This is a genomic window from Mucilaginibacter sp., from assembly GCF_041660805.1.
GTDB lineage: Bacteria > Bacteroidota > Bacteroidia > Sphingobacteriales > Sphingobacteriaceae > Mucilaginibacter.
This window is the reverse complement of sequence record NZ_JBAZVP010000004.1, coordinates 176,197-191,438: the sequence shown is the minus strand read 5'-3', so window position 1 is coordinate 191,438 and position 15,242 is coordinate 176,197. Positions and strand designations below refer to the sequence as shown.

10 protein-coding genes are annotated in these 15,242 nt (G+C 40.2%); all 10 read right to left on the bottom strand.

Going from position 1 to position 15,242, the window contains the following annotated elements; all coding sequences use genetic code 11:
• Positions 1 to 92: 92 nt before the first annotated feature.
• Positions 93 to 671 (bottom strand): RNA polymerase sigma-70 factor, encoded by a 579-nt coding sequence (locus tag WC743_RS07990; RefSeq protein ID WP_373011380.1) that lies wholly within the window; start codon positions 669 to 671, stop codon positions 93 to 95.
• Positions 672 to 803: 132 nt separating this feature from the next.
• Entirely contained in the window at positions 804 to 1,727 is a 924-nt protein-coding gene (locus WC743_RS07985; RefSeq protein ID WP_373011379.1) for a DUF5017 domain-containing protein, read from the bottom strand.
• Positions 1,728 to 1,751: 24 nt separating this feature from the next.
• Entirely contained in the window at positions 1,752 to 3,311 is a 1,560-nt protein-coding gene (locus WC743_RS07980; RefSeq protein WP_373011378.1) for a RagB/SusD family nutrient uptake outer membrane protein, read from the bottom strand.
• A gap of 24 nt (positions 3,312 to 3,335) precedes the next feature.
• Positions 3,336 to 6,716 (bottom strand): TonB-dependent receptor, encoded by a 3,381-nt coding sequence (locus tag WC743_RS07975; protein ID WP_373011377.1) that lies wholly within the window; start codon positions 6,714 to 6,716, stop codon positions 3,336 to 3,338.
• Positions 6,717 to 6,870: 154 nt separating this feature from the next.
• A complete protein-coding gene (locus tag WC743_RS07970) occupies positions 6,871 to 8,052 on the bottom strand; it encodes a FecR family protein (RefSeq protein WP_373011376.1) in 1,182 nt (393 codons plus the stop codon).
• A 344-nt stretch (positions 8,053 to 8,396) separates the two neighbouring features.
• Positions 8,397 to 9,179: a hypothetical protein gene (locus WC743_RS07965; protein WP_373011375.1), complete on the bottom strand. Its 783-nt coding sequence runs from the start codon at positions 9,177 to 9,179 to the stop codon at positions 8,397 to 8,399.
• Between the two features lie 300 nt (positions 9,180 to 9,479).
• Entirely contained in the window at positions 9,480 to 10,061 is a 582-nt protein-coding gene (locus tag WC743_RS07960; protein WP_373011374.1) for an RNA polymerase sigma-70 factor, read from the bottom strand.
• Between the two features lie 57 nt (positions 10,062 to 10,118).
• Positions 10,119 to 11,234 carry a glycoside hydrolase family 105 protein gene (locus tag WC743_RS07955; protein ID WP_373011373.1) on the bottom strand — a complete coding sequence of 372 codons (1,116 nt, stop codon included), beginning with the start codon at positions 11,232 to 11,234 and terminating at the stop codon, positions 10,119 to 10,121.
• Positions 11,235 to 11,268: 34 nt separating this feature from the next.
• Entirely contained in the window at positions 11,269 to 13,083 is a 1,815-nt protein-coding gene (locus WC743_RS07950) for a beta-L-arabinofuranosidase domain-containing protein (protein WP_373011372.1), read from the bottom strand.
• A gap of 68 nt (positions 13,084 to 13,151) precedes the next feature.
• On the bottom strand, positions 13,152 to 15,236 hold the full coding sequence (locus tag WC743_RS07945) for a glycoside hydrolase family 2 TIM barrel-domain containing protein (protein WP_373011370.1): 2,085 nt from the start codon (positions 15,234 to 15,236) through the stop codon (positions 13,152 to 13,154).
• Between the last annotated feature and the right edge of the window lie 6 nt (positions 15,237 to 15,242).

Below are 15,242 nucleotides of genomic sequence, written 5' to 3'. Positions count from 1 at the left end.
CTTTAAAAATCAATATTAGCGCCTGCCTGCAATAATTAAAAAAGCGGGACTCCAATAAATGCGTGGTGCTTAATGTATTGTATTTCAATTATTTACAGATAGATTAATATCCAAATGATACATGCAATAAATTCAGGGATCAATTTTACCCTTAAAATTTTAGCCCCACGCTGTTTCTGTGTTTTCACAGTATTTACAGAAATACCTAATTCACTTGCTATTTCATGGTTTTTCATTCCATCAATATACCCCATCCGGGAAATTTTCTGACAAGCAGCAGGCAGTGATTCAATTGCATTGTGAATTTTTGAAAACACCTCTGCTTGAATGATTTTATGAATAACGTTTTCCTCATCTGTTAATCTGATAAAAAACTGTGTTTCGAACCCCTTTACTACCTGCTGGTGACGGATTAAGTTCAAGCTAATATTTTTTACCGTAGAATAGAGATAGCTTTTAATTAAAGCTTTGTCATGCGCAATGTTATTCCTGCGTTTCCAATATCTCACAAAAGATTCCTGAACGATATCTTCAGCATCTAATTTATCTTTTACGATCTTATATGAAAAATAAACGAGCCTATCGTAATACTCATTAAAAACTGACTCTACTGAAAATGCTTCGATTTTCAATACTCTGTTAAAGTCGTTCGTCTCTTCGATGATGCTCATTAAAATAATATCAAATTCTTATCTATTTTATTAACTTTCTATGAATTTGCGTTTAAACTCATAGAAGGGTAGAGCGTACTGCATTACTAATAATATAGACAATAAGTTTTGGCGTTCCGTGGTACCATTCATTTAAGGTACAACTGTAATATTGACCTCCTTTTGTATAGCCTTACTATCGGTAACATTCGCATTATATGCGGTAAAAACCGCTTTAATACTACCAGGTTTTGAATAGGTATAAACAGATGATTTGGGCATCGCATCAGCATAGCCTTTAATTGGGATGGGCCTGTCTGGCCCATAATCTATGGCGTCGGTATCAAAAGCTTTAGTTACGGCCCAGCTTTCAGTTTCAACTGTGTTAGTTGCTGCTGTGAGCGTGGGAGCGATGAGCTGGATCCTGGATGTGGAGATATTTGACCTTGAAGGCGCGATATCAGGTTTCTGATCAAAAAGTTTGAATCCACCAGTAAGTATATCGCCTAATGTGAGTAATCCAATGGAGGTATCAGAAGTTAAAAGAAAGTTCTGAACTTGCCATACGTTCCCTGTTCCATAAACCGAGGGGTTTTTAACTATATATTTGAAAGCGATATATAATGGCTTTCCAGGCACCTTCAGATCTGATATATCAACTTCTCCCGAAGGCTTATAAGTAGCATTTGTACCCAGGGCAAACCTGCTGGTAATATCTCTCCAGGTTGCTGATTGTATATCCTGAAATAAATTACCTCCGTTAAAATCATTAGAAACCACAACGCTAAATTGTTTAGTCTGTGTCCCAAATTGAAAGCTACTTGAAAACGACACTTTGAGAGCGCCCGACTCTACGACCCTCCCATTCATAAATGCATAGTCATTGAACACTTCGCCGGAATAAAAAGATATCAGGTCGGGATTTCCTGTAAAGTTAAATTTAACCTCTTCTCCAACTTTATAAGAAGCTTTTTCTGTTGTTACATTAAATTCCGGAGCATTAACTTTCAGTTCTTGTTCTTTTTTACAGCCGGTTAGTATAAATAAACCGAGAATTATTAGATATATAAATTTCATAACGTTATTTTAAAAATCAAGATATTACCAGCCTGGATTTTGAACCAATGCCGAATTTAAACTCATGTCTTTAGAAGGTATTGGGAAAAGAAGGTTCCGGTCACTTACATTTCTATAAGCCAGAGAATAAAAGTTTGTAGCATTTTGCTGGCTCATTAAACTGGCCACCCCCTTCATTGTAGGAACAAAAATCCCCCAACGGATAAGGTCTGGTTTCCGTAATGCTTCAAAGCATAATTCCCTTGATCGCTCATCAATGATCTTATCGTGGAAATCGCTTTTGCTTGTAATTGTATTTGCACCTGTATACAAAGTTGCATGGGCCCGTTGTCTAACAAGGTTCAGTGCATCCAATGCAGGCGGGGTAGGGCTTCCATTAACTTCATTTTCGGCTTCGGCATACATTAACAGCACATCTGCAAATCTCAGTATCGGGAAGTTTGTAGGCGTTGCATTTGCAGATCTTGGTGTAACCAGTTCCCATTCCCTTCTGTACTTCCCAACATTACGGGTATATAGTGATGCATCGGTTGTTGATGTATAATTGGTTTTTCCGCCGGCAGCAGTATAAACATAAGGCGCTATCGAAAGATCTTTTCGTATATCCTGAGCTTCATAAGATTTGTATAATTTGGATGTACAGTTCAGAAATCCGTAAGCTTGTCCTATAATCGTAGTATTTGTTGAAGTAATACCTATCCAGGCTCCAACCTGGCCGGTTTCATTATACGCTCCGGCTACGTTTCCCCAGAACTCAACTTCCCAAATACTTTCTTTGATATCGTATTTGTCTTGAGCATAGTTCATGAAAACCTGCGTAAAATTGGGGTTTAGTACATGACCAGCATCTCCATCATCCATTACTTTTTTTGCCCAAAAGCTGGCTTCTTTGTATTTTGAGAGATCGTTGACCGGGTTTCCCGCCATATAAAGACAAACCCTGGCCAAAATACCCCGAACGGCAGATTTGCTTACCCTACCACCAAAACCCAAAGTATTAATTGATGCCACCAGTGGCTCGGCCGCCTCCATATCCGCGATGATTTTCTCGTAAACTTGTTTAGCTGTGGATCTGGGGACAGATACATTCTCGGTTGACAAGGTTGGGTCGAGGATCAACGGGACGCCACCAAAATTTTGAACAAGCAGAAAGTAATAATAAGCCCGGAGGAATAGGGTTTCTCCCCTAACCTGATCCCTAAAAGCCTGGGCTATTTGAGTGTTGTTATTAACACTCGCCAATAAATTGTTTGCCCGGTTAATGCCTACATACAAATCGTTCCAAAAACCACCTATATAGGTATCTGAAGGAGAAAAATTATACACTTGGGGGCCGGTAACTACAGCATCTGTATTATAGAATCCTTCATCCGCCTCCATACCTAATCTGGCTATATAATGTCTTGCATAAACATTGGTTGAGCCTAAAATATCATAAACACCAACAAGCGAGGCCGTTAGCTGACTTTCGTTTTGGTAATATGTAGTTGGGGATAAAAAGTCGGTAGGTTTTGTATCTAAAAATTTGGTGCAAGAGCTAACACTTAATAAAATAAGTGTAAAAAACAGGTAATTTCTTTTCATGGAATTTCTGGTTAAAAATCAATGTTAAAATGAAGCATTAATACCGAAAACAAGGGTTTGGGCCTGCGGGTAAGCCGAAAAATCGAAGCCTGGCGTCAGTATAGAATTTCTGGATGAAACCTCAGGGTCCATGCCCGAATATTTGGTCCAGGTTAGTAAATTTTGAGCAGCAGCAGTTACCCTTAAGCTTTTAATATTCAGCCTTTTTAAGATATTTGACTTAATGCTATAACCAAGCGAAATGGTTTTCAATCTTAAATAGGAACCGTCTTCTATAGTCCTGTCAGAATATCTGCCAAGCGGACCTTGCCCGCCAACCCTAAAGATGGTATTGCTTGCATTAGTAGGCGTCCACCGGTTATTATAACTGGCAAACTGGTTCATTTCTAATCTTAAAGTGGAGTTTCCTTCAAAAAGAATTCTATTGGCATTATATATATTATTACCGTATGACCATTGCATTAAAATGTTCAGGTCAAAGTTTTTATAGGTAAAATTATTGCTAAATCCTCCCGTATGTATGGGCAGAACTCTACCTATTATTGTTTGATCATATCCATTTACAACACCATCGTTGTTGATATCTTTATATTTAATATCCCCTGGTTTAATATTCCCTCTTTCATCACCATTTGTGGGTATTGATTTTTTTAAGACATAATTGCCGGGAGAGGGGTTATCAAAATCGCCGTACTGATAGATCCCATCAAAAATATACCCATAAAACATGGCCACCGGTTTACCGATTTGGGCAATGTATAAAGGTGTTGTGTTATATTGCGATTCAAACCCCACAAACGAGAAAAGCTTGTCCTGCCCTTCGGTAAGCTCTAAAACCTTATTTCGGTTAAAACTGATATTGAAGTTACTGGTCCAGGTAAACGATGGGGTCCTTACGTTAACTGAATTAATACTTAGTTCTAAACCCTCATTTGAAAGTTTGCCAATGTTTTTAAAGGCGGTACTAAAACCTGTTGTACCTGGCAACTGTGCATTTAATAGAAGGTCTCTGGTAGTTTTCCGGTACACATCAGCTGTCAACTCAATTCTGTTATTAAATAAGCTCAAATCATATCCAAGATCTATTTGTTCTGCAACCTCCCATCTTAAATCCAGGTTGCCCAAATTAACAGGTACAATCCCCTTAGAAGGAGTGGCGTTATTCCACGAATAAGAATTAGCTACAGGCATACCCAGGTTTGAGAGATATGCAAAATCGTTTACGCGGTTATTACCGGTTAAGCCATAAGTTACCCTGATCTTTGATTCAGAGATAAAAGACAGGTTTTTAAAAAATGGCTCCTGCGCCATATTCCATGCAAAAGCGGCTGACGGAAAATACCCCCATTTTTTGCCTTGTGCAAACTTTGAGGAACCATCTCCTCTTATAGTTGTAGTAAATAAATATTTGGATTTATAACTATAATTTACCCTTGCATAAAGCGATGCTAATGTAAATATACTGCTGCTTGCAGGGCTTGAATAGGGGATACCCTCGTCAAACCCCGAGTATCCTAACTCTTCGTTAGGGATATTTTGCACGGCTACACCAAATAAATTACTTGAGCTGCTTTGCATTGAGAAACCCGCCACAGCGTTGATACGGTGTACCTTGTTAAATGTTTTTTGATAACTAAGCGTGTTTTCATTAGACCAGTTATTCAATTCAGAATAACTAATATTGCCATTTACACCCCTAACATTCACCGGATTAAATGGTGATCCCTGTATTGTTTTTGAGTTATAAAAATTCTTATTTACCGAGCTTCTGTTATTTACCGTGCCGGCAATTCTTAAAGTAAAATTTTGGTTAATAGCATAATTTAAATATGCGTTTGCTAACAATTCTTTGGCAGTGCTTACGCGGTTTGTATTTTCAACGGTAACAACCGGGTTAAATCTGGCATTGTCAGCACTGGTTACCAATGGGTCGAAATCTGCATCAAGCAGGTCAATATTAGGATCGTTGTTTATTGGCCTGTAACCCCAAATATTAGAAAACAGATAGGTAGTTGTGTTGCTTCCGGCAGAAGAAGCCGCTATGATCCCTGAATTTGAATTATTACTGTAATTAGCATAAACTCCAACTTTTAACTTGCTGTTGATCGTTTGATCTAAGGATATTCTTCCCTGGTAGCGCTGGGTACCTGTATTTGATATAATTCCGTGTTGGTTATTTGTGGAACCTGAAATAGAATATTTAGTTTTTTCAGTGCCTCCTCTAATGGCAACATTATTTATCAAATATGGGCTTGAAGTAAATACCTCATTGGCCCAGTTAATCCCTTTCACATCTTTATATGATTCCAGGGTCCTTCCATCTGTTAGATATCTTGCCGTTGTGCTTACGGGGTTTCGTTCATATTGATAGGATACATATTCAAAGGGGTCCATTAAATCCATTTGCTTTCTGGTTGCCTGGAAACCATATAGGCTATTAAGGGAAACAACCGGTTTCCCCAATTTTCCTTTTTTTGTCTCGATAATTATAACGCCGTTTGAAGCCCGGGCACCATAAATAGCGGTTGCAGAGGCATCCTTTAATACGTTAATCGATTCAATATCTTCACTGTTTAACGACCGGGCATCAAAGTTTTCACTCGGAAACCCATCAATCACGTATAAAGGGGCTGTACTTTGTGTTAAGGATCCAGCCCCCCTTATCACAATTTCCTGCGCAGAGCCCGGCTGGCCATCGTTTGAAGAAACTTGTACCCCTGCTACCCGGCCTGCCAAAGCTTCAGTGAAAGCAATTACGGGCGCTTTTCCCAAATCGGCCATATTTACCTTGCTTATGGCCCCTGTTAAATCTGATTTCCTAACCTGGCCATAGCCAATTACAATCGTTTCTTCCAATTGCCTTATATTCGGTTCAAGCACAACATTATAAACGCCCGCGCTGTTAACCTGAATTTCTTTTGTTTTGTATCCTACAAAAGAGAAAACAAGTATATTATTAGTTCCCGGAATGCTGATCGTATAATTGCCTTTATTATCTGTTACTGTGCCTGTAAGGGTGCCTTTTATTTTAACACTTACACCTGGTATTGTTCCTCCGTTTTCATCAACAACAATTCCCTTAATTATTAGAGGCGGCGCTTTCACTGTGAGGGTGTTAGCCTTTACCACTATTGTTTTTTCAATAAGCTGATAGGTTAGCGGCTGATTTTCAAAGCACTTATCCAACACCTGCTCCAGTGTGCCTTTTGTAATATTTAAGGTTACAGGGTTTGATTTTTGAAGTATTTCATCACTATAGATAAACAGGTAGCCACTCTGTTTATTGATTTCCTTAAATACATTTTTTAGGGAAAGATTTTGTCCCACAATGGAAATGTCCTGAGAGAACACTTTGGCGTTTACCTGCAAACACGTGACTGTTAATAACAAAAAAACAAACTTCATGCAAAGAAAATGTTTAGATAAAAGAAAACAGGAAGTCTTATTTCTATTGAAAAATAGAATTAAATTCATAATTTAGATTGGTTTAAAATTGGTTCGTACTTATTTTGACCTTTTACCAATAGTGCTGGCACACTATTGGTATTTTTTTGGTTTATTAAATTGCGCTTTTTACTATTATTTTTCTTCCTCTAACCTCAAAGTGTAGATTTCCGGAAATATTTATCATCTTTAAAACGTCTTTGATATCTGTATTTCGTGAAATAATTCCGCTTAAATGCACCTCTGGTATCTTTCCTTCATAAACAACTTCTACGTCATACCACCGTTGCAATTGACGCATCACTAAGTCTATTTGAGCATTATTAAAATGGAACAAACCTTGTTTCCAGGCAATTGATTCTGTCAGGTCAACTTCGCTGATTTTAATGTCATTCATTACAACAGCCTGTTGTCCCGGTTTTATTACCTTGCTCAGGTTTTCATTATTCACCTTAACCGACCCTTCCAATAAGGTTATTTTTTTTGCCTTTTCGTTAGCATAGGCCATAACGTTAAAGTGAGTGCCGAGCACTTCAACTTTTGTTTTACCCGACCGAACAGTAAATGGCATATTTTTATTTTTAGAAACTTCAAAATATGCTTCCCCAATTAGTTCAACGTTCCGCTCTTTCCCTGTAAATACTGTTGGAAAGCGTAAAGACGACATAGCATTTAACCATACCTTACTTTGATCTGGAAGTATCACCTCATATTGCCCCCCAACAGATGTGCTTATAGAGTTAAATGGAATATCCCGAGTACTTTTATTAGGTTTAATATGATAAACTAACTGCCCTTTTACTTTAGTTATCTTTGATGCATCATCTTCAAATAAAGTACGATTAGTAGTTTGGTCAAGAATCACAACTTTGCCGTCAGACAGTGTAAGCTTTGCTGTATGAATATCCCTTCTGATCTGTGTTTTTGCATAATCATGCGCCCCCTTACCCCTCCTGTCAACAAGGAAATTTTCGATTAGCACGCCGGAGAGCATACAAATCGAAACGATAACCGCTGCATACATCGCAACCTTCCTTCTTCTCCAAAAAGGAATGACATTTTCTGTTTCTTTGGTTTGTTCTATAATTCTTTGCCAGGCTTTACCTTTATCAACTGATGAAAATAGCCTGAGCTCTTCTTCAACTGTCTGTTCATTTTTAAACTTATCAATCAGGAGCTGATTTTCTTTATCAGACGCAAGCCATTTATTAATCAGTACAACCTCTTCTGCATTACACTCATCGCGTAAATACTTCCATATTAAATCTGCTTTCTCGAAGGGGTTTAACTTTTCCATATTCTGTTCTATATACTAAGACACTTAAGTATCTATAGGGGGTGACATTTTTTATATAATTATTTAAGTTGATATCGCGACCAGCAGGAAAAGATGCTTTTACAACGGTTGGGGATCAGCGCTTGATCGCCTGGCTGAAGCCCTAAACTGATTGTCGATGATAGAAGTTGCTAACTACCAAGCAAATCCCTGAGTGTGACATTAAAAGATGTAAATGTGGGACATCAAAAAATATCATTTACAGCTTTACACCTTTTGATGGCCTACTTTTACGTCGCTTACTGGCTCAAAAATGTAACTATGTAGCTCTATACCCATAAATCAACCCCTTCCTGATAAAGTTTTCAGTCAAAATAAAATATTTTCCAGTGTTGATTAGGTAATTGCACAACCTTGTGATGTCCATGAAAAATATTATTATAGGGTATCCTAAGTAAATCCTGATTGTGGACAGTCATTTCCTGTTCATCCAATTTATTGTACATAACTATTTCCTCAGTACCCAACATCGTTGAAATTTGCTCAAAATAAATATTGTATGCATTGCCTTTGAGTTCATAGTGGAATCGTGGAATACCCGAAATTAGCGGTTTGTAATCTTCAATAGTTGAAAGTAAGGAAATAGGGTAATGGCCATTAGCTCTTTTGTATGCTTCAATATCCTGTATTAATTGTCCGCACTGTTTTATTGCAAATTCTGTTGTATTATCCTTTACTTTTTCAAGTAAGGTTATGCGAATGCTCAAAACTGTCAATGGAATAACGACGAAGTAATAAGGCATAATGTGGTTTGGAACAGCCTGAAAGTTCATTTTTTTACGGATGATGAAAAGAAAAATACCTATCCCCAAAATGGCAATTGCCGAAAACCTGTTATTCGATGCAAAAGCACCAAGTCCGGCTGCCAGAACAATAATCATCGCTATAACCAAAGCGGTTCTCCTAAAATACAATGGATATTTAGCGGTCTGTTTATTCCGTCCATTGGAGATGTTCAGTATCAGCCAAACCAGTCCCGTCGGGACAAGAAGCAATGATGCAAAACTTCCAAATTGGAAAATATAGGAAAGCCCGACGGCAAAATTGTCGTAGTCTCCGTGAACATACGGCAGGAAAATTCCTGTCATGATGATGGCTATTGTAAGTAAAATAAGAAAGATATGTTTCATTCCATCTGTTATTTTAAGCAAGTGTTCTTTGGGCCATTAAACGATGTAAAAGTACGCCATCAAAAGGTGCAAACCACAGTTGATTTTTCTTTTCAAAGGGAAGACTTACATAACGAATAACGCTTTACCAAACAGGTTTACATTAATGACGGCATACCCGGAAATAAAAAAGTATTGTAGCTATTTTCGAACCACAATCTCTAATTTAAATCTGCGACGTATTAATAATGTATTACGCACAAAGGAAGCCGTTGATAATTAGTGTCTTTCTAAAAAAAGAAGTAGCAGCTGAAAAATCAGTTGTGTCAAAAATTTAAGCCGTAAAATTTTAATTGCACGTTGTTTTTGGGTTTTTACGGTATTTACCGAAATCCCAAGTTCCTTTGCTATTTCCTGGTTCTTCATCCCGACAATGAAGCCCATATGAGAAATCTCCCTGCACCTCCCTGGTAACAAATCAATGGCTTTGTGGATTTCATTAAATATTTCTGTTTGAATAATAATATTATCTATGGTATTATCATCTATCTCGGCAATGACGTGCTGCTCTTCGAATTTTTTAATAACCTGCTGATGACGTATTGAATTTATACTAAGATTTTTAACCGTTGTATAAAGGTAGCTTTTAACATAAGAATGGCCATCGGATATATAGGCTTTGTTCTCCCAGTATTTTATCAGAGCTTCCTGAACAATATCTTCTGCAACGGTTATGTCTCTTACTATCTTATCAGAAAAATAAACAAGCCGCTCATAATATTCATTAAAAACTGACTTTAAAAATAGTCCGGCCTCCTTTGAATTCTCCTCTGAAGCCGAAGACTCATTTACAATTTTCATTAAATCTCGCCTATAGTTTATAGAGCAAGTTAAACAAATAACAAATTGGCTACAATATTATTTAAGCAAAGCCGCAGCACACCATAAAACCGGGGCCTGGCCATGTAAGTCTCCGGTGATACGCTTGCGATCAAGGTAATATTGCCTATCGTTTTTTTTATTCGTGCCAATACACACTTCTGTAACATCATGGTCCAAATTTATTTTCGCAACAAGAACCAACCAGGCTTTTCGTGCGGCGGGGCCGTATAACTTTTCGGTTAGCCATTTATTTTTGACGCCGGTTATCATGGCATAAGTGAACATGCCCGTGCAGGAGGACTCTTCCCACGATTCAGGATCATCAATTAGTTGCCCCCACATTCCTGATGGCTTTTGATAGTTAAGTAGCGAAGACATCATGATTCTATAGCTTTTTAAAATAAATTGTCTGTCTGGGTCATTCTTCGGCAATGCACATAATAGTTCAGTCATCCCCGCCGCCATCCAACCATTTCCCCTTCCCCAGAAAAAAGGGGCATCTGGCGCATGATAAAATAAGCCATTGGGTTTTTGTAACTCCTTTAGATAAAAGACCATTTCTTTGACAGCCCTATCTAAATATGTTTTCTGTTTAGTTGCACGATAGGCTTGTATTTGCAACATTGTTATCATGTACATATCATCAATCCATAGCCGGGTTTGCCAGGAAAAACCTTTTTTAATAAAATCACTCGTTTCCGTACTAATTACTGACTTCGGAGGTATTTCCCATTGATGTTCAGCATAGGATTGCCCTATTGATAAATAACTTTTTATACCAGTTAACATATAAAGTTGAAGTGGAATAGCGCCAAAAACAGAATGATCAACATTGTCATGAGCTGGCATTATTGCGGAACTTCCGGCTAATAATGGATAAAATCTCTCTATTAATCGGTTTCTGAGGCTGGTGTCCTGTGATAGCCGGGCAAAATCGAGGGCACCATGCCAGGTACATACATCGGCATAGGCTAAGGTTGGGCCAAAGGTAACATAGGGTTTATCCAAATAACGCTCCACAATTTGTTTGCCTATCAATTGTGGTTTGGCTTCTTCCGGCCAATTATTAAGGCTGGGTTGTGCGCAAACCGTTAGGCTTGATATCAGTCCTATGCCTGAAAAGATCCATATTTTAATGTTATACTTTTTCATCGGATTTCAATGAATATCATCCTTCTTTCCATTTTTAGTTGGTCTTCCACGGTTCAGTCATGGATTGATCCTGTTTTAACCGTGCGGTATCATCGGGAGCGAACAACAAATTATAAAGCACATAGCCATGCTTGTCAAATGTCAATTCCGATACTGGACGGATAATGGTTTGCATGTAGGAAGGGTAGCCTCCGTGTTTATAAAAGACGGTTAAATAACTATCCTTGCTTTTCATAATGAGGGATGCGTTTTGAGTGGTTTTGCTATAAATGATGTTGGCATTGGGTTCGGCTGTAAAGTTGGGGTCTGTCTTATCGTCCACACCAAGCAGATAAGGGCCATACAATAGATTTCCTTTGACGTTTGCTGGGATCGCATTTAAAGCGATCAAACCTTTGTCTGTTTTAACCCGGATAGCATACCTGAAACCAATTGTGATCACATCGCCTTGTTTTATTTTTGCTAAGCCGATGTATCTGCTGCCCGGTTTAATGGCAACAGGTTTTCCGTTCACTTTCAGTGTGGCCGCTTCAGACCAGTCTGGGATGCGCAGGCTCAGGGAATCCTTTTTCAACCATTTATTGATGCCGATCTTATACTCATGGATACCATCCTGGAAACTGCTCTTCCTAATTGATAGGCCACAATTGCTGTCCTGGTAGTCTGTTTCCAGGTATAGATTTAATTGGCGCCCCCGTTTGCCCTTGCTCAGTAAAAACCGGTCTCTCACTTCATACATTGCCCTTAAACCGTGCATGGAGCAACACCACCAGGATGCATGCATATAATCCGGTCGGGAGCCCTGTTCACTGATCAGGTGGTGCCCGAAATCGCCCGTATAGTATTGGTTAAAGTACAGCGCGTTCAGCAAAGCGAACTCGCCCTTTTCCAGGTAGGTTTCCTCACCGCACAAGCTGTAAAGCTCCAGGCTTAGCCGGACAAAATCTGCTGTTGAGCAGCCTTCGTCCCGCTCCCCTTTAGACCCGAAGTATTCGTTAACGCTTCCTAAGGCATTGTAATCCCCGGAAAGCACCAGCTCGTCATAAGCCTCTTTAACATAGTTCAGGTGTTTGATATCATGGTCATATTTATACAGGTACAATACGCCTCGCAGCGTCGTTAAATAGCCATGCGAATGCTGTACGCCCCTTTCGGGAAGTACGGTATAGGCTTTGGCTGCAACAGCCGCGTACCTGGGGTCATTTACCGCCTGGGAAAGCATAACAAGCCCTTCTACATATTGCGTAAAGCATATAATCCCGTTGGCTCCCAGGCCGTTTAGTTTTTCTACGACCAAAGGATCGGAACAGGCTTCATAGGTATTCAAAAAGAAATCGCCCAGGCGACGGGCGGCTTTTAATGCCGCCGGGTCTTTATAATGATCATAATAGGTCATTAAGCCAACCAGTAACCTCCCGTTGCCCCACAATAAGGCCATGTGTTGGGGGCCGATCTGCCCGGCCGTAAATGCCAGGGAGTCATTACCAAACCTGCCGTCTTTTTTTTGATAAGTGAGCAACCGGTCAACCAAAGGCTTTATTTTGATATCCGGATGATCCCCGTTAATGAGGGTCATCACTTCGATAAACCTGCCCGAGAGATCTCCGCTGAAATTGTAAAACCGCCTGGGAGCCTTCAAATCGACATTGACATCCGCCAGCACAAAATCATCGGTAAATACGGGGGCTATCGCCCGCCCGGTAAGCCGCTTTACGGCCATATTCATCCGGTAGGCAAATTCAACATTCGTGGTGAGTTGCTCCTTTTTATTTTTTACAACAGGCTTAACCTGGCCCATAACCATAAAGGGTGCCAGCAGCAGGATTAAATAACTTCCGGTTTTTTTCATCTTATTCTTCATATACAAAGTGGTATGCACAATAGCATTATAAAACAATCTCCCTTTTTAACCGGATATTACAGGGTATCGGTTAGTGTAAGTGTTATTTCGTCCCGCAGATCCATTTTCAGGCCCCGTGTTTTTACCGCTATCTTATTCTGACCTTGTTTTAATTTTACATTTTTCCAGATCACCCGTTTAAACTGATCGGCTTTTGCTGCCCCAACTGAAAGCCCGTTGAGATACAATTCGGCATAACCGGTATTGGTATAAACTTTAATATCCATTAACGAGTCGGTCCGAACGGTATTCCGGCGGTCGGCCAGATAAAGCATGGGTTCGGGGTTCCAGTTGGCTTTATAGAAATAGAAAGCGTCCTTTTTTATTTTCCGGTCATAGGTTACCAGGCCTTTGTCATTGATGCCGGTCGTATCACCTTCGGAGCGTATTGACGACCCGAAATCGGCCAGTGCCCATACAAACTTACCCCAGATAAAAGGCCGGCTTGATAGTTCGGCCCAGTTACTTTCATGGAACAGGGTCTGCCATTTTTCAGGATGCCATTTGCCATCAGCCTTGGGTTTGAGAGGATGGTCTTCCTGCTGCTTAACGCTACCGCCCGCGCCGAATTCACTCACCGCGATGGCTTTGGCCGGATATTTGGCATGGGCATCGTCCGCCCATTTTCCGATATCTTCAAACTTTCCGCCATACCAGCCATAATATTTATTCCAGGCGATCAGGTCAGCGGTGTTATTGAAGTAATCACTATCCAGAAAAGTTGCCAAAACGGTCAATCGGCCGGGGTCTTCTTTTTTTGCGAGCGCATGCTGCTCTTTGATAAAGGGCAGAGGATCATCAAAATCAAGTTTCAACTCGTTAAACAATCCCCAAAACAGAATGGACGGGTGGTTGTAGTTCTGGCGGATCATTTCCTTTAACATTGTTCCGGCATGCGCTTTAAGTTCCGGGCTATTGATGAAACCCGGGCCGGTGTACCCTCCGGGGCCAACCATCGGGATCTCAGACCATACGATGACCCCGTTCCGGTCACACAGGTCAAGGAAATACCTGGAATGGGGGTAATGGGTCAATCGCATCGCATTAGCGCCTATTTCTTTTATCAATGCCATATCTGTCTCTTCATCGGCTGCCATTAAAGCAGATCCTTTGCCCGCTACGTCTTCATGTCGCCCCAGGCCATGGATGTCCAGGTGTTTACCATTCAGGGAAAAGCCTTTGTTCGGATCTACGCTATAGTTTCGTAAACCCAAAGGCTGGTTAATTACGTCTACTATTTGCCCCCGATCTAACAACTCGACCTGTACCCCGTATAAATAGGGTGCGGCAAGCCCGTTCCATAGGACCGGATGAGTGATAGCTAATTTCTGAACAACTCCTTTGCTATTCTGGCCGCTAACCGCGGTTTTGGTTTCTGCGATAATCTTTTTATCGCGATCGAGCAGCCTGGTTCTTACAGATAGATTTTTATTCCATGCTTTGATAGAAAGCTTGGTAGCTATAGTAACCCTAGCTAATTGCTCCGTTAAGGATGTTTGTGTCAGGTATACGCCGGAAGAAGCATAATCAAGCGGCGAAATGCAATTTTTGCTGGTGATGATGAGCGACACTGGCCGGTGAATACCGCCGTATACATTAAAATCACCTACCAGGGGCAAGACATCCGTCCGGTACGCATTGCTGACCATTACGGTCAGTAAATTATCCGCATCGTCCTTCAAGAAATCAGTGATCTCCAGGCAAAATGCCGTATAGCCCCCTTTATGGCTGCCAACATATTTTTGATCAATATAGACATCCGCTACTGAATTTGCCCCCTCAAAAAAAAGGAACTTTCGCTTGCCCGACCATGCCTTTTTTGCAATAAAGCTTTTGGTATAGATGCCGGTTTGTCTTTTATAAGCGGACTTACCGGACAGGATTTCCGACGCGTTCCATGTGTGCGGGAGGTCAACCTCCATTTTCCTGGGTTTTATGCGGATATCATCCGAATAATAGAAACCCCAGCCTGGGTTCATATTTACTATCTGCCGCCCTGTATCAATCGGATCGTCGACGCTGGGGGCATTGGCGTAGGTGTTTATTGAGCCTGTAGTAAGGATAATCAATAAAAATACACCCACCCGGTTTATTCGATTCATAAATGT